Origin of the sequence: Streptomyces sp. NPDC047042, assembly GCF_040644035.1 — a bacterium.
Taxonomy (GTDB): domain Bacteria; phylum Actinomycetota; class Actinomycetes; order Streptomycetales; family Streptomycetaceae; genus Streptomyces.
The window spans coordinates 85,954-107,065 of record NZ_JBEYVP010000024.1; the positions used below are offsets into that span (position 1 = coordinate 85,954).

Genomic DNA, 21,112 nt, shown 5'->3' on the forward strand with positions numbered 1-21,112 from the left:
ACGACATGTATGTACGACGTAAGACTACCGCTCGGTGGCCGCCAGCTGACCGCAGGCCCCGTCGATCTCCTGACCCCGGGTGTCACGAACGGTCACGGGCACCCCGTGCGCGGCGATGGCCTCGACGAACGCCTTCTCGTCCTCGGGCCGCGAGGCGGTCCACTTGGACCCCGGAGTGGGGTTCAGCGGGATCAGGTTGACGTGCACGGGCTTGCCCCTGAGCAGCCGCCCGAGCCGGTCACCACGCCAGGCCTGGTCGTTGATGTCCCTGATCAGCGCGTACTCGATGGACAGCCGGCGCCCCGACTTCGCCGCGTACTCCCACCCGGCGTCGAGGACCTCGCGCACCTTCCACCGCGTGTTCACGGGTACGAGGGTGTCGCGCAGCTCGTCGTCCGGCGCGTGCAGGGAGATGGCGAGCCGGCACTTGAAGCCCTCGTCGGAGAACCGGTGGATGGCCGGCACCAGCCCGACGGTCGAGACGGTGATCCCCCGCTGCGACAGCCCGACACCGTCCGGCTCGGGGTCGGTCAGCGCACGGATGGCACCGACGACGCGCTTGTAGTTGGCCAGGGGCTCGCCCATGCCCATGAACACGATGTTGGAGAGCCGCGCGGGCCCACCGGGGATCTCCCCGTCCCGGAGCGCACGCATGCCGTCCACGATCTGGTGCACGATCTCGGCGGTGGACAGATTCCGGTCGAGCCCCGCCTGCCCGGTCGCGCAGAACGGGCAGTTCATCCCGCACCCCGCCTGCGAGCTGATGCACATGGTCACCCGGTCCGGGTACCGCATCAGCACCGACTCGACGAGCGTCCCGTCGAACATCCGCCACAGCGTCTTGCGGGTGGTGTCCTGATCGGTCGACAGATGACGCACGACCGTCATCAGCTCGGGAAGCAGCGCCTCCTGCAGCTTGCCGCGCGAGGCGGCCGGGATGTTCGTCCACTCGGCCGGGTCGTGCGCGAACCGCCCGAAGTAGTGCTGCGAGAGCTGCTTGGCACGAAACGGCTTCTCACCGATCGCGGCAACGGCCTCTTTACGCTCGGCGGGCGTGAGATCGGCAAGATGCCGCGGCGGCTTCTGAGCTCCGCGCGGGGCGACGAATGTGAGTTCTCCTGGCTTAGGCATGGCTGTATCAGTGTCGCAGATCGAATGGTGTGACCTGGGGCGCGAGCTGCGGGTGGTGGCCGTTGTCGGTCGTCCCCGGCCATCTCGGGCCCCCGCGGAGGGCCCACAGACGGCCCGGCCCACCGTGGTCGAAGGGTGCGTCTGCGCTGGTAGAGCCCGTGCAAGCGCTACCGGGTCGGAAACGCCATGGCCCACTCTGCAAGACGGGCCGCTGGGCAGACGGACCGTCCATGGGCCCCCAGCGAGGGGGCGAGGGACACAGGGACCGACCGATGACCCCGTCGTCCAGGCAACCGAAATGGTCGAAGGCCTCGTAGCCGAGATGAAACGTCGCCTTCAGTCCCTTCCCGGGACCGTGTTCCTGCCGCTGATCCGCATCGTGGACAAGGCACAGGTGGCGTTCATGTGCCCGGTCAAGGACGCCGACAAGAACCCCTGCGGCGGTTCCAAGGCCTCCTGGGGACCGAGTCCCAGGCCAAGGCGGCGCTCGGTGCCACCTGCTGCGCCCAGGCCCGGAAAGGGAACGCTGGTCGTCGCCTCCGACGGGATCGCCATTCCCACCGGACAGGCATCCATCACGATCCGCACGCACTGGTCAACGACGACGAAGCCGATGCCATCGCCGACCGAGCCAAGGCCCTGCGCGACGGAGTCACCACCCTGCACCTGATCGAGCGGGGCGAGGAACACGACCCGCTCGCCGACATCGCCGCGTCGTCAGCGACGCCACCCACGTGCGCACTCAGGACATTCTCAAGCGGCTGTCCGCCTCCAACACCGACGCCTACAGCCGCTGGTCGTTCATCGACCTCAAGCACGTTCCGGACGGCACCGGAGCCGAGCCCCACAAGTCCGCTGGCGTCATGGGCATCGGCCGCGACCGGGCCAACCGCGACCCCGACGGTTCCGCTTCCGCCGCCGAATGGCAGGGAGCCAACCCTGACGGGCCAGGGGACATGGGGAACCCCCTGCCCCCTGGCCCGCCTCTCTGGCCTTGACCTGAACAAATGATTGATCAGGAAGGGATTCCGCATGTACCCCGACCACACCAGCCACGCGCCCGAACAGCGGGCCGTGGAAGTCCACCACCCCACCCCCATCCCGCCCGTCATCGCCGTTCCTACGCCGCTCCTTCCCGTCCAGCCCTGCCGCATCCCGGCCGTCGCGTCCGTCGTCCTGCCTGACGGACGGGCCGTTACGCCATCGAGCCGCCAAGCCCGAACCGGTCGCCACCCCGCCTGTCGTCCCCCGCGGCCGTGAACATGGCCCTCGGCGGCGTCGGGTTCCTCGCCGTGTGCGGCGGCTTCCTCCTGCTCACCTCGTTCATCGCCGCCCTCACCGCGTTCGTCACCAGCTCATCACCCTGGCTGGCGTCATCTTCGGAGGCTTCATCGCCGTCCAGGTGTTCAGCGAGCGCGGTCACAAGGGCGCCATCACGGTCAACATCCGCAAAGCCGTCATCAAGCGCGACCACTCCGCAGCTGAAACATGCGTCTCGATGAAGAGGAGGGGGGCGTACAAAAGGGCTCCAGGCCATCCACCTGGAGCCCTTGCGCTGCCGATTAGCGGGGCCCACCCCCACACAGAATCTCCAACACCCGAAGAGCCGCAGCGCGAACACGAGGGTCATCATGGCCAGTCGCGACTGCGGCAACCGCAGCAACGAGAGTCATGAAAAGCAGGGCGGGCGAGTACAGCGAAAATTGCTCCATACCGAGAACGGTAGGAGCCAAAAAGGCATACCTCAAGCAGCATTATCGCAGGGCAAATACCCGATGGCAAGAGGGCAGGGAATCCCCAGGAATTTCTTATTAGCACGCTCGCCCGACCAGTAGATAGGGCAGATGACACTCAGCCCATCCATTTACATGAAACTTGAGGGACGAAATGCCACATTCAGGCCATAACGTAGATGACTCTACGATTTCTGGATGATTGACAGTGGGCGGTGCAGTCCCCGCGAGCGTAGGTGATTTGGTACCGCCCGACCGCCTGATCCGGACTATCAACCCTGATCGCACTCGTCGTGAACGGCGTCGGATACGCCAGGGTGGACCGTCACCTCCGCTCCGCATGCTTCAAGGAGGGAGGACACATGATGGACACCCGCACAGGACAGAGCGAGGAACTCTCCGCACCGTCCCACCCCATGGCCGTCGCCTGCCGTCTGTTGCCCGACTGGCAGACGAGGACGGACAGTTGGTGTGCCCCCGCCGACGCGTGTCCTGGATGCGTTGGACGGCACCTTCCGGAACGAGATCGACGAAGCAGCGTCCCCCGTGGACGCGCTGGGGAACGTCTGGCGCGAGTGGGCCGAGGATAACGGCGTGCGCCCCGGTACAAAGCAGGTGTTCGGCCGCAACCTGCTCTCCATCGTTCCTCTGCTCAACCGCACCCACCCCCGCGACCCGTACGGCCGGCAGGTGGTCGCCTACAACGGGATCACCCGCTGATCGGGGCCGGACCATATTTGCCTGAGTCGCGACTCAGAGAAATACTTTTCCAACCTGCGGAGGACTCGGTGAGCACACCGGCCCGCCCGGTTTCACACCTGCGGGCAGTACTCAGAGCGGCTGTCGACGATGGCCTGTTGCCCCGAAACCCGTGCGTACCGAGGTCCGTACGCCCGCCGACAGTCGAGAGGCGAGCGAACATCGCGAACGGGACCGTCTGGCGAAGCGACTTCAACGTGCAGGAGTGGAGGCGTGCACTCGCTGCTGCGGGCCTGATTTCCGAAGCCGAGAAGGGTGCCAAGTGCGAGTCCGCGCGCGTACGCACACCTCATGCCGGACAGCAGTGCGAGAAAGCGGCAGGCCCGCGCACGGGACTTCAAGCACTTCGGAGCGTCTACGCAGAGCAGCCGCTCCGAATGCCAGAAGATGCCCTGAATTGATCGGATCAAGATCTCAAGAGGAAATCGAACGAAAGATTCGGACAATCTATTTTCGTTTTGAATTAAGCAACGTTCATGTGAGAATCATTGACCAGTAGTTCCCACACGCGTTATCGCCCTGGAACACAGATCGGAACGTGTATGTCGCAAGAATTTTCCCCCGCTGAGCTGCACGACAAGTACAAGTCGCTGTGGCTGGTCAGTTGGGGCGTCCTGGCTCTCGCCGCTCTCGCGCTTGCTCACGAAGCGCTCTCGATGGTCCCAAAAGATTGGCGTTTGATCGGAGCGGGCATCGCCGTTGTAGTTTGCTTGGTCATCCTGTACCCCTTTCGGAGCAAGGGGCGTCTGCACCTGCGCGCGGCATTCGAGAGCGGGGTACGACGCGGCATAGCACTGGAGCAACAGCGTGCAGCCGCGCGCGCTGTCGCTGACGAGAACGAGGAGTAACTCCGCCCAGCGCTCCAGGCGCACACAAAGTCCGCATAGGAGCCGACCGGCCAGGCGACACGGCCCGGAGACGGCGGCCCCGCACATCAATCAGGCCCCCACTCGCGCCAAACGCGCAGGTAGGGGGCCTCTTTTTGCGGGATCCTTGCCGTTTCTCCTGGCTCAGGCATGGCCATACCAAAACCCCAGCTCGGCGGCCGTCCGCCCGCTCACCGCGGCGCAGCCGCCATCACCCCCCGAAGCTCCGCCACCTCCCGCTCCAGCTCGCGGTAGTGGTCGCTGACCTTCTGCCGGGCCGTCGGGGTGACGCGGCCACCGTCCAGTTCGGTCAGCCGGTCGCCCAGGGCGGTGAGGCCCGTCTGCCAGTCGTGCCAGCCGTCGGCGCCCTGGGTCGCGGCCAGCTCGCCCCGGGCGGCGCGCAGGGCCTCGTGGGCCCCCTCGCGCAGCGGCACCAGGTCGGCGCGCAGCCGTTCGGTGCGTTCACGCAGGTAGACGAGGGACTCGCCGTAGCCGGCGAACGTCTCCCGCAGCTCGGTCATCGACCTGACCTGGTCCCCGAGCGCCTCCAGCCAGGGCAGGGCCACCTCGACGCCGTGCTCGGCCGCCTCGACGGTCGCCGTACGGACCTCGAGGTAGTTCTGGGAGACGCCGTCCAGGTCGGCGAAGACGCTCATCGCGCCGAGGGTCTGCTCGCGGATCGTGTCCGAAGGGAGTCCGTCCCCCCGGTCGAGCAGCGCCTCGATCCGCTCCAGCTCACCCCGCACCGCCCTGCGCAGCTCCAGCAGCGCCTGATGAGCCGCGTCGGCGGTCTCGACCGGGCCGGCGACAGCTGCCAGCCCCTCGGCCTGCCGCTGGCGTCTTGCCCGACTACGCCCCCACATGCACGCCACCCCTTCCGGACGGATCGACCGCACTGAAGTCGATCTTAGGTTCGAAAGGGGTGGTTTCAGGCCGTCGGAGGTCTTTCACACGAAACCCGGACCGTACTGGAACATTCCGGCCGTCCTCAGCCCACGAAGGCGACGAACAGCAGCCACACCACGGGAGCCGTGGGAAGCAGCGAGTCCAGCCGGTCCATGATGCCGCCGTGTCCGGGCAGCAGCGTGCCCATGTCCTTGATGCCCAGGTCTCGCTTGATCATGGACTCGCCGAGGTCGCCGAGCGTCGCGCTGACCGCGACCGCGAGGCCCAGCAGCAGTCCCTGCCACCAGGTGCCGTCGTCGATCACGTACGCCATCAGCAGCGCGCCCGCCACCATCGCGAACGCGACCGCGCCGAACAGGCCCTCGCGGGTCTTGCCGGGGCTGATGCGCGGGGCGAGCTTGTGCTTGCCGAAGCGCCAGCCGATCGCGTACGCGCCCGTGTCGCTGACGACGGTCAGGAGGAGGTACGTCATGACGCGCTGCGCACCGTCGTCGGCGGTGAGCATCATCGCGACGAAGGTGGCCAGGAACGGGACGTAGAAGGCCGCGAAGACGCCCGCCGTGACATCCCTGAGGTAGCCCTCGGGAGGTTCCGTCATCCGCCAGACCAGGACCGCGAGCGCGGTGAGCGCCATGGCGACCCACGCGCCCCCGGGCCCCCGGACGTATCCGGAGACGACCATCGCGGCCCCGCCGAGCGCCAGCGGCACCAACGGCGCCCTGATGCCCTTGCGTTCCTGGAGCCTGGACGTCAGTTCCCACAGACCCACCACGACGGCGACCACGATCACCCCGACGAAGGCGGCCTTGACGACGAACAGCGACGCGATGATCACCGCGCCGAGTCCGACGCCGACGCCTATGGCCGCGGCGAGGTCCCGGCCCGCGCTCTTCTTCTGCGGGGCGGGGGCGGGCTGCTGGGCGTCGTCGGGCGTGGGCATGGAATCCGGCTTCTGCGGCACCGTCCCATGGGGCTGTGCCTGCGGCATCTCGTCGCGGAACAAAGGGCCGCCCGGCCGAGCGGCCCCCCGCTCGTCATCCTGGTCTCCGCCGTGTGCGGGTACGTCGGGCACGATGGGCATGGGGCGAGTCTGCTGCGCGTGCTGCGCATCGTACGCGGGACCCGCCGGGGCAGCCCCCTGGACAGGCCCTCCGTCGGACGGCCCCCAGTACCCGGCGTGGGGCGGCGCCCCCCAGGAAGAGTCGTTCATCAGACTTCGAGAAGCTCCGCTTCCTTGTGCTTGAGAAGCTCGTCCACCTGCGCGACGTACTTCGCGGTGGTGTCGTCGAGCTCCTTCTCCGCGCGACGGCCCTCGTCCTCGCCGACCTCGCCGTCCTTGACGAACTTGTCGATGGTGTCCTTGGCCTTGCGGCGGATGGACCGGATCGAGATCTTGGAGTCCTCGGCCTTGGTCCGGGCCACCTTGATGTAGTCCTTGCGGCGCTCCTGGGTGAGCTCGGGGAACACCACGCGGATGATGTTTCCGTCGTTGCTCGGGTTGACGCCGAGGTCGGAGTCGCGGATCGCCTGTTCGATGTTGCGCAGCGCGCTCTTGTCGAACGGGGTCACCACGGCCATGCGCGGTTCGGGCACGGAGAACGAGGCCAGCTGGTTGATCGGCGTCAGCGCGCCGTAGTAGTCGGCCACGATCTTGTTGAACATCGCCGGGTGCGCACGACCGGTGCGGATCGCGGCGAAGTCCTCCTTGGCGACCACGACGGCCTTCTCCATCTTCTCCTCGGCCTCGAGGAGGGTCTCTTCGATCACCACTTGCTCCTGCGTGTCTTGAGTAGGCCCGGCTGCTGTTCTCGGTCCGCGGCCGGCTGCGTCGCGTCTTCTTCCTGCACGGTTCCCGACCGCCAGGACATTGTCCATCCCCCGCTCAGGGCCAGTCCCCGGTCAGGGCTGATCCCTTGTCAGTCCCGGCCGCTCTGGTCACCGACGAGAGTGCCGATCTTCTCACCCTTGACGGCCCGAGCGATATTGCCCTCGGTCAGAAGCTCGAAGACCAGGATCGGGAGCTTGTTGTCACGGCACAGCGTGATCGCGGTCATGTCTGCGACCTTGAGGTCCCGGGTGATGACCTCGCCGTAGCCGAGCGAGTCGAACTTGACGGCTGAGGGGTTGGTCTTCGGGTCGGAGTCGTAGACCCCGTCCACGCCGTTCTTGCCCATCAGCAGCGCCTCGGCGTCGATCTCCAGGGCGCGCTGCGCGGCGGTCGTGTCGGTGGAGAAGTACGGCATGCCCATACCGGCCCCGAAGATGACCACACGGCCCTTCTCCAGGTGTCGTACGGCACGCAGCGGGATGTACGGCTCGGCGACCTGGCCCATGGTGATGGCGGTCTGGACCCGGCTGTCGATGCCCTCCTTCTCCAGGAAGTCCTGGAGCGCGAGGCAGTTCATGACGGTGCCGAGCATGCCCATGTAGTCGGAGCGGGCCCGGTCCATGCCCCGCTGCTGGAGTTCCGCGCCGCGAAAGAAGTTGCCGCCGCCGAGGACGACGGCGATCTGGGAGCCGTCGCGTACGACGGCCGCGATCTCTCGGGCGATCTTGTGCACCACGTCGGGGTCCACGCCCAGGCCCCCACCGCCGGAGAAGGCCTCTCCGGACAGCTTCAGCATGTACCGGCCGCGCACTTTGCCGTCGTCGCTCTTCTGGGCCTTGGTGGTCATGGAGAATCTCGCCTCTTCACGTGTCACACATACGAAGGAGGCCATTGCCGGTGGGGTGTCGATCGCATCCCATGCTCGGCAATGGCCTCCTCGTCAGATCTGCTGTCGTCCGCCACGCGCGCGTGCGTGACGACGTACGTGCGCGACTGTCGTCGACCCTATAGGTATGCCTACGTGGGCCGCGCGTCGATCGCGGTACGGACTCAGATGCCGACCTTGATGCGCGTGAAGCGCTTCAGGGTGACACCGGCCTCGTCCAGGACCTTCTGGACGGACTTCTTGTTGTCCAGCGCGTACGGCTGGCCGAGCAGCGTGGCGTCCTTGAAGAAGCCGTTGAGGCGACCCTCGACGATCTTCGGCAGGGCGGCCTCGGGCTTGCCCTCGGCGCGGGTGGTCTCCTCGGCGACGCGGCGCTCGGACTCGACGACCTCGGCCGGCACGTCCTCCTTGGAGAGGTACTTCGGCGCGAAGGCGGCGATGTGCTGGGCGATGCCCTTGGCGACCTCGGCGTTGGGCTTGTCCAGCTCGACGAGGACACCGATCTGCGGGGGCAGGTCGGGCATCGTGCGGTGCATGTACGCCAGCACGAAACCGTCCGCGTACTGCGCGAAGCGGTCCAGGACGATCTTCTCGCCCAGGTTGGCGTTGGCCTCGTCGACGTACGCCTGAACCGTCTTGCCGGGCTCGATCTCGGAGGCGAGCAGCGCCTCCAGGTCGGCCGGGGAGGTCTTGGCGACGTGCTCGGCGAGCGCGTTCGCGGCAGCCTGGAACTTCTCGCCCTTGGCGACGAAGTCCGTCTCGCACTTCAGCTCGACGAGCACACCGGAGGTGTTGTCGTCGGCGATGATCGAGACGACCGCGCCGTTCTCGGCGGAACGGCCCTCGCGCTTGGCGACGCCCTTCTGGCCCTTGATGCGCAGGGCCTCGACGGCCTTGTCGACCTCGCCCTCGGCCTCGTCGAGCGCCTTCTTACAGTCCATCATGCCGGCGCCGGTGAGCTCACGGAGCTTCTTGACGTCGGCGGCGGTGTAGTTCGCCATGATTCTCGGAGTCTCTCTCGAAGTCTGAAAGATCTGCGGATCGAACGGCGGGGGCCCGATGGAGGTGCCCCCGCCGTCGACAACCCGAAGGGGTGAGGGTCAGGCCTGCTCGGCGGCCTCGGCCGGAGCCTCGGCGACGGGGGCCTCGGCAGCAGCCTCAGCCTCGGCGGGAGCCTCGACAGCAGCGGCCTCGGCGGCGGGCGCCTCGGCGTCGTCGGCCTTCTTCTCGCCCTCGAGGAGGTCGCGCTCCCACTCGGCGAGGGGCTCGGCGACGGCCTTCTCGCCCTTGTCACCGGTGTTGACGCCGGAACGGGACATGAGGCCCTCGGCGACAGCGTCGGCGATCACACGGGTGAGCAGGGTGACGGAGCGGATCGCGTCGTCGTTGCCCGGGATCTTGTAGTCGACCTCGTCGGGGTCGCAGTTGGTGTCGAGGATGGCGACGACCGGAATGTTGAGCTTCCGGGCCTCACCGACCGCGATGTGCTCCTTCTTGGTGTCCACGATCCAGACGGCGCTGGGCACCTTGGACATCTCGCGGATACCACCGAGGGTCTTCTCCAGCTTGGCCTTCTCGCGCGAGAGCACGAGAAGCTCCTTCTTGGTGAGACCCGACGCGGCGACGTCCTCGAAGTCGATCTGCTCGAGCTCCTTGAGGCGCTGCAGACGCTTGTAGACGGTCGAGAAGTTGGTGAGCATGCCGCCCAGCCAGCGCTGGTTGACGTAGGGCATGCCGACGCGGGTCGCCTGCTCGGCGATCGCCTCCTGCGCCTGCTTCTTCGTGCCGACGAACATGACCGTGCCGCCGTGGGCGACGGTCTCCTTGACGAACTCGTAGGCGCGGTCGATGTACGACAGCGACTGGAGCAGGTCGATGATGTAGATGCCGTTGCGCTCCGTGAAGATGAAGCGCTTCATCTTCGGGTTCCAACGACGGGTCTGGTGACCGAAGTGGACGCCGCTTTCCAGCAGCTCCCGCATCGTGACGACGGCCATGGCCGTTCTCCTTGTGTTTCTCGGTTGTGCCGCGGGTACCGGCCGGCACCCGCGCCTGACGCCCGATTGCGCCTTGCCGCGAGGGACCGAGAGGCGCTGACACCCGCCCTGTACGGGGCCTGGTGTCGGGGCGTGCGAAGTCGACCCGGTGACCCGGATCGCCAAAGGAAGTGTACGGGACCGGCGGGCCCCCGGGTGACGCCGATATCCACAACCGGTCAGTACTCCACAGGCCCGCCCGGACCGTCACGAAACACGCCAGTCTCGGCCCATGCGAGCGAACCGAGAAGCACGTCGAGGCCCGTCCCTGCTGCTGCCCCTGGTCCTGGCCCTGCTGTTGACCCTGACGGCGTCGACAGCAAGGGGAGCCGGGGCACCCCCGCCCACGGAACCCCCCGTCGCGGACGCGCCTCCCACCCCCGCGCTCGCCCGCACCTGGCCGGTGGGGACCCGCCCCCTGGTCCTACGAGCCTGGGAACCGCCCCCGACGCCCTACGCCGGGGGCCACCGGGGCGTGGACCTGGCAGCGGTGTCCGGCGCCCCGGTTCGCGCGGTGGCCGCGGGCCGGGTGCACTTCGCGGGCCGGGTGGCGGGCCGAGGAGTCGTCTCCGTGGAACTCTCGGGCACGGGCACCCCGCCCCTGCGCACAACGTACGAACCGGTGACGGCAGCGGTGGAGAAGGGTGCGGAGGTGGCGGCGGGCGAGGTGGTGGGCACGCTGGAGCCAGGAAGCGGCCACTGCCCGACAACATGCGTGCACTGGGGCCTACTGAGAGGCGAAACCTACCTGAACCCCCTCACCCTCCTACCCCCCTGGCTCCTCCACACGGCCCCCTCCCGCCTCCTACCGGTACTGGGCGTATCGCCGCCCCCCGCTGCGGGCAGTCGTGCCGCTGGGGCGGCACGGGTGGGCGCAGCGGCACCCGCGAGCGCGGCGAGCGAAGTACCCACGACGCCCGCACCAACGCCTCGCACCGGCTCACGGAGCCGCTTCAGCCCCGCACACCCCGCAACGCCATCCCCACAGCCGCTTCCGTGATCACCGCGGAATCCTCCGCCACCCCGAACTCGATCCGCCGCACGGCCGCGTCCACGATCCCCTGCAACAACATCGCCGCCATCCGAGGCTGCGCATGCCCGACATCCCGCAACGCCTCGACCACCATCGCGACCAGCGCCCCGTGCGCCGCCCGGATCTTCTCCCGGGCCCCCGCGTCCAGCTCACTCGCCGAGATCGCCACCACAGCCCGGTGCCGCCGGTCCCCCACCAGGGCGAGCTGCCGGCGCACATACGCCTCGACCTTGTCCTCGGGCCCGTCCACCGCGGCCATCGCCGCCTCGACCTCCGCCGCCCAGACCGGGAAGTCGACCTCGCACAGCTCCTCGACGACCGACGCCCGCGACCGGAAGTACTCGTAGACGGACGACCGCGCGAGCCCCGTCCGTTCGGCCAGGGCCGGGAAGGTCAGCGCCTCCGTCCCGCCCTCGGACAACAGGGACCTCGCCGCGTCCAGCAGGGCGGCTCGCTGCATCGACCGGTGCTCGGCCACGGAGGCCGCTCGAATCCTTGGCACGTCAACACTGTACGGACGTGCCGCACCGTAAGGGAGACACTCCGGACTCCGGACTCCGGCCCGCTCAGCGACCGAAGCTCGCCAGCTTCGCGCGCAGTTGCAGGACGGACTTGGTGTGGATCTGGCTGACCCGGCTCTCGGTCACGCCCAGCACGTTGCCGATCTCCGCGAGGGTGAGCCCCTCGTAGTAGTAGAGCGTCACCACGGTCTTCTCCCGGTCGGGCAGCGTGCTGATCGCCCGGGCCAGGAACCGCCGCAGCTCCCGGCCCTCGGCCACCTCGACCGGGTTGTCGGCGGCGGTGTCCTCCAGCGTGTCCATGAGGCTCAGCCGGTCCCCGCCCTCGCCGCCCGCGTGCAGCAGCTCCTCCAGCGCGACGACGTTGGCCAGGGACAGCTGGCTGAACACCGCGTGGAGGTCGTCGACCCCGATGCCCATCTCGGCGGCGACCTCGCCCTCCGACGGCGTCCGCCGCAGCCGCGCCTCCAGCGTCGCGTACGCCCGCTCCACGTTCCGCGCCTTCTGCCGCACCGACCGCGGGATCCAGTCCAGCGCCCGCAGTTCGTCGATCATCGCGCCCCGGATACGTGTGATCGCGTACGTCTCGAACTTGATCTCCCGTTCGATGTCGAACTTCTCGATCGCGTCGATCAGCCCGAACACCCCGGAGGAGACGAAGTCCGCCTGCTCGACATTGGGCGGCAGCCCGACGCTCACCCGGCCGGCGACGTACTTCACGAGCGGCGAGTAGTGCAGGATCAGCTGCTCGCGCAACCGCTCGTCACCCGTCGTCTTGTACGAACGCCACAGTTCGTCGAGCGTCGAGGGAGCGGGCGGGCGCACGTTACCGCCGTCGCGGGCGGCCGGTGGGGCCGCCGCCCGGTCGGACCCGGAGGTGTGCTGGGGCATTACGTCGCCTTGTGCCGTTCTGCCGTGAACCGGTGGGGTCTGGATGGGTGCCCGGGTGGGCCGTCGGTCTGTTGCGGTCTGATGTCGAATTACCCGTCTGGTCGAATTGCCTTTCCGACTCCCGGTCTGCACCGGAATCCACGTGAGCGTAGCGTGACTGAGGTGTCGCAGTGTGCGAGGACCGGGGGACGGGGTGCACGCAGATACGTTCCGCTGGACGCCCCTCGGGGTCGCGGCCATCGCCCTGTGTGACCATCGGAGCGGACCAACTGCGGGAAATACCAAGGGCGTCGGGCATCCCCCGGACGGCCGAACACGCTCGGTCAGCATCTGTCCCGCCCGGACCGGACGGAGATCATCGCTTGGCGTGTCAACTTCCAGCCGTCGTCGTGTCGTTCGACGTAACCAAGCGATCGGAGCTCGTACAGCCTGGCGACCGCGTCGTCCTTCGCCGTCGAGGCGCCCCGCGCGATGTCGTCCACCGTCGCCGTCCCGCGCGCGGGCAGCGCGGCCAGGACGCGTTCCGCCGCCGGTTCCAGCAGGTCACGCGGGAGAACAGGCCCGCGTCGGTCGGGCGCCAGGTCGCCCATGTCACCGACCAGTTCGGCGACTTCCGCCGCGTCGGTGACCAGCATCGCGTCGCCGCGCAGGAGTTCGTGCACCCCTGCGGAGAGCCCGCTGGTGGCGGGGCCGGGGACCCCCATCGTGAACCGCCCCAGCCGCTGCGCCGCCCGCGCCGTGACGAGCGATCCACTGCGGTACGCGGCCTCGACGACCACGGTCCCCCGGGTCAGGGCCGCGATCACCCGGTTGCGCATCACGAACCGGCTCGGCGTCGGATGGTCACCGGGCGGCAACTCGCCCACCACCAGGCCCTGTTCGGCGATCCTGGTGATCAGCTGGGTGTGCCCGCGAGGGTAGGGCCGGTCGACCCCGCAGGCCAGTACGGCGACCGTGGCCCCGCCCGCGCCGAGCGCACCCCGGTGCGCGGCCCCGTCGACCCCGTACGCGCCCCCCGAGACCACCACCCAGCCGCGTTCCGCGAGCCCGGCGGCGAGGGTGGCCGCCATATGGGCGCCGTACTCGGTACAGGCCCGGGCCCCGACGACGGCGACGGACCGCAGCGCCCACATCCGCAGGCTGGGCCGCCCGCGCACCCACAGTCCCGTGGGCCGCGCGTCCCCGAGGTCGTCGAGCTGGGCCGGCCACTCCGGCGCGCCGGGCCACACGAACCGCACCCCCGCCGCCCGGGCGACGGCGAGATCCCGCTCGGGCTCGGCCTGCGCGGCCCGCGCGCACAGCCCCGCCCACCGGGTCCCGGTGACGCCGGTCAGCATCGGACCGCCGTCCCGCAGCCGCCGGACCACCTCGACGGCCCCGCTCTCCCGGACCCAGCGCCCGGCGACCTCGTCCCCCGGTTCCACGACCCGGGTGAGAAAGACCCGGGCGAGCCCCTCCGCGCCCGGCCGGTCGGCCGCCTCCCCGGGCGCGGTTTCGCTCGCCCCGGTGCCGGCCGCGTCCCCCGTCATGTCAGCGCCCCGATGGCCATCGGCACCCCGCGCGGCACCCCCGTGCGCAGTTGCAGCGCCAGGGCGACGTCCGTCGCGTCGGGCCGGTCGTGGCCGACGAGGTCCGCGACGGTCCACGCCACCCGCAGGACCCGGTCGATCCCGCGCGCGGTGAGCACCCCGCGCTCCAAGTTCCGCTCGGCCTCCTCCATCGCGCCCGGCATCGCGTGCCAGCGGCTGCGCAGCTCCCGCCCAGGCACCTCGCTGTTGGTCCGCCACGGCGTCCCCACGAACCGGGCCGTCGCCCGTTCCCGGGCCGCCCGCACCCGCTCGGCGACCGTCGCCGTGGACTCGCCCCGAGCCCCGCACTCGACGAGTTGCGAGCGCGTGACCCGGTCCACCTCGACCCTCAGGTCGACCCGGTCGAGCAGCGGACCGGAGAGCCGGGCCTGATAGCGCCGGATGACGGAGGGCGGGCACTCGCAGAGTGTGTCCCGCTGGGAAAAGCGTCCGCAGGGGCAGGGATTGGCCGCCAGAACCATCAGGAACCTCGCTGGGAACCGTACGACCCCCGCGCTCCGCGCGATCACCACGTGCCCGGACTCGAGGGGCTGGCGCAGGGCGTCCAGCACCTGGCTGCCGAACTCCGGAGTCTCGTCCAGAAAGAGGATTCCGCGGTGGGCCAGCGAGACCGCACCTGGCCGTGCGACGCCCTGTCCGCCGCCCACGAGGGCCTGCATGGTGGCCGAGTGGTGCGGTGCGCAGTAGGGCGCCGTGTCGATCAGGGGTTTGCCCGGTGGCAGCAGTCCGGCGACCGAGTGCACGGCGGTGACCTCCAGCGACTCCTGCCGGGTGAGCCGGGGCAGCACCGCGGGCAGCCGCTCGGCGAGCATCGTCTTGCCGGCTCCTGGCGGGCCTTCCAGGAAGACGTGGTGACCGCCGGCCGCGGCCACTTCCATCGCCGTGCGCGCCGAGTGCTGGCCCACGACGTCGGCCAGGTCGTGACCGTTGTCGTACGCGGCGGCGCCCACGCTGTGCATGCCCGTGGCCGCGCCGGTGCCCGGCATCCGCAGGCCCGCCATCAGGGGGTCCGGGCGGCCGTGCTCGTCCGGTTCCTCCTCCGGCACCGGCTCGTCCGCGAGGACGGCGATCAGCTGCCGCAGACTGCGCACACCGAGCACCGACACCCCGGGGACGAGTGCGGCCTCGGCTGCGGCGCACTCCGGCACGACCACCTGTTCGTAGCCCGAGTCGGCCGCCGCCAGCACGGCCGGCAGGATGCCCCGGACGGGCCGTACCCGGCCGTCGAGGCCCAGTTCGCCGATCATCACGATGTCGGCGAGGACCCGGGGGTCGATCCGCTCGGCGGCCCCGAGGACGGCCGCGGCGATGGCGAGGTCGAACCCACTGCCACTCTTGGGCACGGACGCCGGGCTGAGCCCCACGGTGAGCTTCTTCTGCGGCCAGGCTGCTCCGGAGTTGACGACCGCCGCCCGGACCCTGTCCTTGCTCTCCGTCAGGCTCTTGTCGGGCAGTCCCACCAGGGTGAACGCGGCGACGCCGGGTTCGAGATCGGCCTGGACCTCGACGACCACGCCCTCGACGCCCACCAGCGCCACCGAACACGTACGGGCGAATCCCATCACGCCACCCCCCGGGCGTGTTCCACCACGGGCGCGCCGCGCTCGGGCAGCAGAACGCCGACCAGGTCGATACGGACGCCGCCGGGTGGTGCTCCCCCGTGTTCCTGGACCCAGCGTTCGGCGAGGCCCCGCAGCCGCTCCGCCTTGGCCGGTGTGACGGCCGCCATCGGATGCTGGAAGGCGCCCGCCGGTCCGGCCGCCCGCCGGGTCTTGACCTCGCAGACGACGAGGGCGTCGCCGTCCCGGGCCACGATGTCGATCTCGCCGGTCCGGCCGGCGCGCCAGTTGCGGTCGAGGACCGTCATCCCGGACTCGGTCAGCCGCCGTGCGGCCAGCTCCTCGCCGTACCTGCCCAGTGCCCCGCGTTGCGCGCCGCATTGTGCGTTGCGTGTGTTCATGTCGGCACCACCTCCGGCGCCAACAATGCGGGCAGATCAACGAGCTATTGGATCTTGGTGGACAACCTCGGCATTGTGGATAACCTCGCCACCCGCACGAGTGACATCAGCCGCCCGGGAGCTCCAGATCGCTCTTGTTCAGCTCCTCAATGTTCACGTCCTTGAACGTGAGCACCCGCACCTGCTTCACGAACCGGGCCGGCCGGTACATGTCCCACACCCAGGCGTCCGCCATGGACACCTCGAAAAACACCTCGCCCTGGACCGAGTGCACCTGCATCTCGTAGTCGTTGGTGAGGTAGAAGCGCCGTTCGGTCTCGATCACGTATTTGAACAGACCGACGACATCGCGGTACTCCCGGTAGAGCTTCAGCTCCATCTCGGTCTCGTACTTCTCGAGGTCCTCGGCGCTCATGGCATGTTCCCCTTCAGCCGTGCGTCCCCCCATTGTGCGCCAGTACCGCGAGCCCCTAGACGATTTCCGTGTCGAGGACCTCGGGCGTGGCCGGGGGACCTTCGTCGAGCACCTTGCGCAGAAGCTCGGCGAGTCTGGTCGGATACACCGTCTCATGTGCCCGGGTCAGTTCCTGGCACGTCCACCAACGTGCTCCGGCGACACTGCGCCGTTCCAGCTCCGTGAGACCCGTGGCCCGGGTCCTCGTCGTGTCCGTACGGGCCAGGAAGTACCACTCGTCCTGGTCCCAGCGGCGCCCCGCGAACGGGAAGGAGCACCTGCGCCGCCACAGCACCGGGCCGAGTTCGACCTCGGTGATGCCGGTCTCCTCCGCGAGTTCCCGCAATGCGGCCTCCTCGCGCGTCTCGTCGCCCTCCAGACCTCCGCCGGGTGTGAACCACCAGTCGTCGGCCGGATCGTCCGGCTCGTGCCCGTGCAGCAGCAGAATCCGGTCCCGCGGATCGAGAAGCACCACCCGGGCCACCCTGCGAACACCGCCGGTGTACGGGTCGTCCGCAGCGCCGTCCGCAGCGCCGTCCGCCTCAGCGGGCACCGGCGGGCTCCGCCACCGCGACGGCGCGCCGTTTCGCCAGCCGCCCGGCGATGGGCCCGTAGGCGCCGCCGCCCAGGACGAGAACCCCGCCCACCACGATCGCGACGGTGAGCAGCCGCAGCGGACCCGGCGTGGACAGCGCTCCCAGGGGCTCGAAGCCCGTAGGACGGGGCAGCATGCCCTTCATGGGCCACACCACGGCGTCGACGCGGGCCTCCACCCCACTGCGCGACACCGTGCCGTTGAAGGCCTCGGTGAGATGCGCCGTGGAGTCCAGGGAGCCGGTGCGCTCGTCGCCGAGCAGGAACAGGCGCCCCTCGGGAACCTTGATCGACGGGATGCCGACCAGCTCGGCGGCCTGCCCCTTGCGCAGGTAGGACTCCTGGATCTGCTTGCCGTTGACGGTCAGCTTGCCGTCCGTACAGCAGGCGATCGTGTCCCCGCCCACGGCCACGACCCGCTTGACCAGCGCCATGTCGCCCCAGCTCGCCTGCCGGAAGACCACGACGTCACCGCGCTTGATCTCGCTGCCGTCGATGCGCTGGCCGAGGACCCGGTCACCGGCCACGATGGTGGGCGACATGGAGTCGGTCGGCACCGTGTAGGGCTGGTAGAGGATCGCGCCCCAGACGAAACCGCCGAGGAAGAGCACACAGCCGAGGGCCACGGCCAGTCCCGACAGCTTGCTGCCGAGCCCGCCGTGGCCCTCGTCCGTACGCGTACGTGTCGTCGTACTGCTCATCCCAGTGGTCTCCCAGATCGCTGCCTGGGACGGCACCCTACCCGGCGGTACCCGACCCGGGAACACCGGAGTTTCCGACGGTAACGGGAGCGGTCGTACGGCCGGCCGCGCGGCGCCTGCGCCACAGCACCAGCGGGACCGCGCCCGCCAGGCCCAACGCGCCCGGGGCCGCGGCGCTCAGGTTCTGGTCGAAGGTGTCGGGAATCGGCAGCGTGTCCCAGCGAGTGGGCGGCCAGGCGACCACGATGGCGCGGCCGACGACGTTGCCCACGGGGACGAAGCCGTTGTTCTTGTCCTCCTGGTGGTACCGGGAGTCCAGCGAGTTCTGGCGGTGGTCACCCATGACCCAGATTTTGCCAGTGGGTACCGTGACCTTGAACTGGCCGCCCTGGTCGTCGACGCTGCACGGGGTGTTCCCCGCGTACACGTACGGCTCGTCGAGCGCCTTGCCGTTGACCTTCAACGGGCCCGTGCCGTTGCACTCGACGGTGTCGCCGCCGACGCCGATGACCCGCTTGATGAGGTCCTTCTCGTTGGCGGACGGCATCAGGCCGATCCAGCCGAGGACCCGCTGCACGGGGTTCGGTTCGACGGTCGGCTCGCCCGCCAGCCAGTCGGCGGGGTCGTGGAAGACGACGACCTCACCGCGCTCGGGCTCCGAGCCGAACCACGGGGTCAGCTTGTCGACCAGGACCCGGTCACCCTGCTCCAGCGTGTGCTGCATGGAGTCCGAGGGGATGGAGAACGCCTGCACCAGGAACGTCTTGATCAGCAGCGCGAGGACCAGCGCGATACCGATGAGCAGCGGCAACTCCTTCCAGAAGGAGCGCTGCTTCCTGGGCCTGTGGCCGGGTTCGTCGGCGTCCTGCGCCGGATCCTCCCCGGAGTCCCCACTGCCCGTCCCGGAGGACCCTGAGTCGGCTCCCAGGGGCCCCGGGGCCCCGGAGTCACTCTCGGCGGGGACGGCGTCCTCCGCGGCCGGCCGAACCGGGTCCACGGGGCGCTGTTCCTCGGGACCGTCCTGTCCGGACCGTGCGCCGACCGCCAAATCCCCCACATCCACTCCTCACTCCGAACCGCCGCCCGCGCCGGATGCGACGCAGGCCCACCACTCCCATAACGAGCGGGAGTTCCGCAGGGGTCGGGAGCGGGATCGATCCATACCGATCCGCGGAAGCCACCCTATGCGACGCGCCGAGGGCGTTGGCCGACCCGCCCGGCACGGTCGAGAACGTGTCCGGCTCTTCCAGACGGGTCATGTGACCGACCGGCCAGGCGATGACCATGGCCCGGCCCACGACGGAGTTCAGGGAGACGGTGCCGCCGAACCCCTCGGTGCGGTGGTAGCGGGAGTCGGCGGAGTTCGCCCGGTGGTCGCCCATCATGAACAGGCGCCCCGCGGGGACCTTCACCTCGAAGGCGAAGGAGGAGGGCTTGTTGCCGGGGTGGATGTAGTTCGTCTCGTTGAGCGGCATGCCGTTGACGGTCACCCGGCCCTGGGCGTCGCAGCACTTGACGGTGTCGCCGCCGACCGCGACGACCCTCTTGATGAGGTCCTTCTCGTTGTCCGAGGGCAGCAGCCCGATGAAGGTGAGCGCCTGCTTGACCTGTTTGACGACGACCGGGTCCGCGCTCTTGGTGGCCGCCGGTTCGTCGTCGAGCCAGCCGCCGGGGTCCTTGAAGACGACGACGTCACCACGCTGGGGCTCCGAGCCGAACCAGGGGGTGAACTTGTCCACGAGAACACGGTCGCCGATCTGGATCGTGTTCTCCATCGAGCCCGACGGGATCACGAACGCCTGCACGAGGAACGTCTTCAGGACCAGGGCTATGAGGACGGCGACGCCCACCAGGAGCGGTATCTCCTTGACGGCCGAGCGCCGCCGGCGCGCCTTGACCTTGCGCTGCAGTTTGCGCCGCTCGGCCCGGCCCGGCCTGGCGGCGGCGCCGGCCGCCCGGCGGGAGCCGGTGGGCAGCAGCTGGTCGGCGACGGTGGTGGGCACACCGCGCGGTTTGCCCCGGTTACCCATGGACACCGTCCGCGGCGGGCACGCGCGCGTACGCGCCGGGGCGGTCCAGCCGGGTCCAGTGCTCGCGTGGCCAGGCGATCCATTCCGCTCGGCCGATCACCCTGCCGACGGGGATCATTCCGCCGCCCGGCGAACCCAGATGGTCCCGCGAGTCGCTGGAGTCGCTGCGGTGGTCCCCCAGCAGGAAGAGTCTGCCCTCGGGCACGACCACGTCGAAGGACACCGTGGACGGGCTGTCACCGGGGTAAATGAACGTCGACTCGTCGACCGACCGGCCGTTCACCTCGACCTTCCCCTCCTTGTCGCAGCAGACCACGTGGTCTCTCCCCACACCCACAACGCGCTTGATGTAGTCGGCGTGCCCGAAATAGCCGGTGCCGTCGAACACGATGACGTCACCGCGCTGCGGCTCGGCACCGAAACGGTACGCCAACCTATTTACGAGAACGCGGTCCCCGATCCTCAATCCGCTCTCCATCGAGCGGCTGGGAATTTCGAACGGCTGGAGGACGAACCTGCTGAAGAGGAGCAGAAAGAGCAGGCAGACCAGCAGGGTCAGGGTGATCCGTCCACCCGGGAGCCATTCGGCCGCCCGGGACCACAACGCGAAACGCGACCGGCCCTCCGGCCCCTCGGTGTCCGAGTCTGCCTCGGATCGAACAGGGCGGGAGGAGCGGTCGCGCTCCGTCGGCTGTGCTTCGGTGTCCATCGGGGCAGGATGTTATCCGGCCTCGATGTGAGCCCTCTTTGTATCGGGCTCACCAAAGGCTCAGTTGTCGCGCTTCTCCTTGATCTTCGCGGCCTTGCCGCGCAGCTCACGGAGGTAGTACAGCTTCGCGCGACGCACGTCACCACGCGTGACCAGCTCGATCTTCTCGACGATCGGGGTGTGCACCGGGAAGGTGCGCTCGACGCCGACGGAGAACGAGACCTTGCGGACCGTGAAGGTCTCGCGGACACCGGCGCCCTGACGGCGGATGACAACGCCCTTGAACTGCTGCACACGGGAGCGGTTGCCCTCGATGACGCGGACGTGGACGTTGACGGTGTCACCCGGGCGGAAGGCCGGGATGTCGCTGCGCAGCGACGCGGAGTCGACGGAGTCGAGCAGGTGAGACATTTCGTCTGCTTTCTTCGTTGATGCCACAGGTCATCAACGGGAGCTTGATTTACGGAAGGATGCTGTCCGTGCCGGGG

The 21,112-nt window shown here is 69.2% G+C and carries 20 protein-coding genes and 3 pseudogenes; 4 read left to right on the top strand and 19 right to left on the bottom strand.

The genetic code is table 11. The annotated features are described in order from the left end of the window. Positions 1 to 24 precede the first annotated feature (24 nt). Positions 25 to 1,131, bottom strand: coding sequence for a 23S rRNA (adenine(2503)-C(2))-methyltransferase RlmN (gene rlmN / locus ABZ855_RS27340; protein ID WP_360811183.1), 1,107 nt, complete (start codon positions 1,129 to 1,131; stop codon positions 25 to 27). Between the two features lie 259 nt (positions 1,132 to 1,390). Between rlmN and ABZ855_RS27345 the strand changes: the two are divergent. From ABZ855_RS27345 to ABZ855_RS27355, 3 genes and pseudogenes are all read left to right on the top strand, one after another. After that, positions 1,391 to 2,048 (top strand): annotated as a pseudogene (locus ABZ855_RS27345) (ATP-binding protein); the annotation flags it as partial. A 115-nt stretch (positions 2,049 to 2,163) separates the two neighbouring features. After that, a pseudogene (locus ABZ855_RS27350) lies at positions 2,164 to 2,605 on the top strand (hypothetical protein); the annotation flags it as partial. Positions 2,606 to 3,335: 730 nt separating this feature from the next. Beyond that, the gene (locus tag ABZ855_RS27355) at positions 3,336 to 3,584 is read left to right on the top strand and encodes a hypothetical protein (RefSeq protein ID WP_360811185.1); all 249 of its coding nucleotides are present in this window, start codon (positions 3,336 to 3,338) and stop codon (positions 3,582 to 3,584) included. A 1,096-nt stretch (positions 3,585 to 4,680) separates the two neighbouring features. Here ABZ855_RS27355 and ABZ855_RS27360 read toward each other — a convergent pair. From ABZ855_RS27360 to rpsB, 6 genes are all read right to left on the bottom strand, one after another. Beyond that, entirely contained in the window at positions 4,681 to 5,352 is a 672-nt protein-coding gene (locus tag ABZ855_RS27360; protein WP_360811187.1) for a hypothetical protein, read from the bottom strand. Between the two features lie 125 nt (positions 5,353 to 5,477). Beyond that, complete coding sequence (locus tag ABZ855_RS27365; protein ID WP_360811189.1) at positions 5,478 to 6,605, bottom strand: phosphatidate cytidylyltransferase; 1,128 nt, start codon at positions 6,603 to 6,605, stop codon at positions 5,478 to 5,480. After that, positions 6,605 to 7,162, bottom strand: coding sequence for a ribosome recycling factor (gene frr, locus ABZ855_RS27370; RefSeq protein ID WP_055532806.1), 558 nt, complete (start codon positions 7,160 to 7,162; stop codon positions 6,605 to 6,607). Before frr ends, ABZ855_RS27365 begins: the two co-directional genes overlap by 1 nt. A gap of 149 nt (positions 7,163 to 7,311) precedes the next feature. After that, on the bottom strand, positions 7,312 to 8,070 hold the full coding sequence (gene pyrH, locus ABZ855_RS27375; protein ID WP_360811191.1) for a UMP kinase: 759 nt from the start codon (positions 8,068 to 8,070) through the stop codon (positions 7,312 to 7,314). A gap of 203 nt (positions 8,071 to 8,273) precedes the next feature. After that, positions 8,274 to 9,110: a translation elongation factor Ts gene (gene tsf / locus ABZ855_RS27380; RefSeq protein WP_319209820.1), complete on the bottom strand. Its 837-nt coding sequence runs from the start codon at positions 9,108 to 9,110 to the stop codon at positions 8,274 to 8,276. A 99-nt stretch (positions 9,111 to 9,209) separates the two neighbouring features. Next, on the bottom strand, positions 9,210 to 10,106 hold the full coding sequence (rpsB, locus tag ABZ855_RS27385) for a 30S ribosomal protein S2 (RefSeq protein WP_360811193.1): 897 nt from the start codon (positions 10,104 to 10,106) through the stop codon (positions 9,210 to 9,212). 271 nt (positions 10,107 to 10,377) lie between these two features. Here rpsB and ABZ855_RS27390 point away from each other — a divergent pair. Further along, positions 10,378 to 10,968, top strand: a pseudogene (locus ABZ855_RS27390) (M23 family metallopeptidase); the annotation flags it as partial. Between the two features lie 130 nt (positions 10,969 to 11,098). On the opposite strand, the gene ABZ855_RS27395 reads toward ABZ855_RS27390, so the two are convergent. The 12 genes from ABZ855_RS27395 to rplS form a co-directional block, all read right to left on the bottom strand. Further along, complete coding sequence (locus ABZ855_RS27395; RefSeq protein WP_360811312.1) at positions 11,099 to 11,656, bottom strand: helix-turn-helix domain-containing protein; 558 nt, start codon at positions 11,654 to 11,656, stop codon at positions 11,099 to 11,101. Between the two features lie 88 nt (positions 11,657 to 11,744). Further along, positions 11,745 to 12,587, bottom strand: coding sequence for an RNA polymerase sigma factor WhiG (gene whiG, locus ABZ855_RS27400; protein WP_360811195.1), 843 nt, complete (start codon positions 12,585 to 12,587; stop codon positions 11,745 to 11,747). Between the two features lie 323 nt (positions 12,588 to 12,910). Continuing rightward, a complete protein-coding gene (gene dprA / locus ABZ855_RS27405) occupies positions 12,911 to 14,116 on the bottom strand; it encodes a DNA-processing protein DprA (protein ID WP_360811197.1) in 1,206 nt (401 codons plus the stop codon). Further along, positions 14,113 to 15,738 carry a YifB family Mg chelatase-like AAA ATPase gene (locus ABZ855_RS27410; protein ID WP_360811199.1) on the bottom strand — a complete coding sequence of 542 codons (1,626 nt, stop codon included), beginning with the start codon at positions 15,736 to 15,738 and terminating at the stop codon, positions 14,113 to 14,115. Before ABZ855_RS27410 ends, dprA begins: the two co-directional genes overlap by 4 nt. Continuing rightward, positions 15,738 to 16,136, bottom strand: coding sequence for a YraN family protein (locus ABZ855_RS27415; protein WP_360811201.1), 399 nt, complete (start codon positions 16,134 to 16,136; stop codon positions 15,738 to 15,740). The genes ABZ855_RS27410 and ABZ855_RS27415 overlap by 1 nt, the downstream gene beginning before the upstream one ends. A gap of 106 nt (positions 16,137 to 16,242) precedes the next feature. Continuing rightward, a complete protein-coding gene (locus ABZ855_RS27420; RefSeq protein WP_003965949.1) occupies positions 16,243 to 16,551 on the bottom strand; it encodes a DUF2469 domain-containing protein in 309 nt (102 codons plus the stop codon). A gap of 55 nt (positions 16,552 to 16,606) precedes the next feature. After that, positions 16,607 to 17,143: an NUDIX hydrolase gene (locus tag ABZ855_RS27425; RefSeq protein WP_360811203.1), complete on the bottom strand. Its 537-nt coding sequence runs from the start codon at positions 17,141 to 17,143 to the stop codon at positions 16,607 to 16,609. After that, entirely contained in the window at positions 17,133 to 17,885 is a 753-nt protein-coding gene (gene lepB, locus ABZ855_RS27430; protein WP_360811205.1) for a signal peptidase I, read from the bottom strand. Before lepB (ABZ855_RS27430) ends, ABZ855_RS27425 begins: the two co-directional genes overlap by 11 nt. 37 nt (positions 17,886 to 17,922) lie before the next feature. Then, positions 17,923 to 18,942: a signal peptidase I gene (gene lepB, locus ABZ855_RS27435; RefSeq protein ID WP_360811207.1), complete on the bottom strand. Its 1,020-nt coding sequence runs from the start codon at positions 18,940 to 18,942 to the stop codon at positions 17,923 to 17,925. Continuing rightward, positions 18,833 to 19,915: a signal peptidase I gene (lepB, locus tag ABZ855_RS27440; protein WP_360811209.1), complete on the bottom strand. Its 1,083-nt coding sequence runs from the start codon at positions 19,913 to 19,915 to the stop codon at positions 18,833 to 18,835. Before lepB (ABZ855_RS27440) ends, lepB (ABZ855_RS27435) begins: the two co-directional genes overlap by 110 nt. Next, positions 19,908 to 20,624, bottom strand: a complete 717-nt coding sequence (gene lepB, locus ABZ855_RS27445) for a signal peptidase I (protein WP_360811211.1) — start codon at positions 20,622 to 20,624, stop codon at positions 19,908 to 19,910. Before lepB (ABZ855_RS27445) ends, lepB (ABZ855_RS27440) begins: the two co-directional genes overlap by 8 nt. Before the next feature lie 60 nt (positions 20,625 to 20,684). Next, positions 20,685 to 21,035: a 50S ribosomal protein L19 gene (gene rplS / locus ABZ855_RS27450; RefSeq protein WP_013000407.1), complete on the bottom strand. Its 351-nt coding sequence runs from the start codon at positions 21,033 to 21,035 to the stop codon at positions 20,685 to 20,687. Positions 21,036 to 21,112 lie beyond the last annotated feature (77 nt).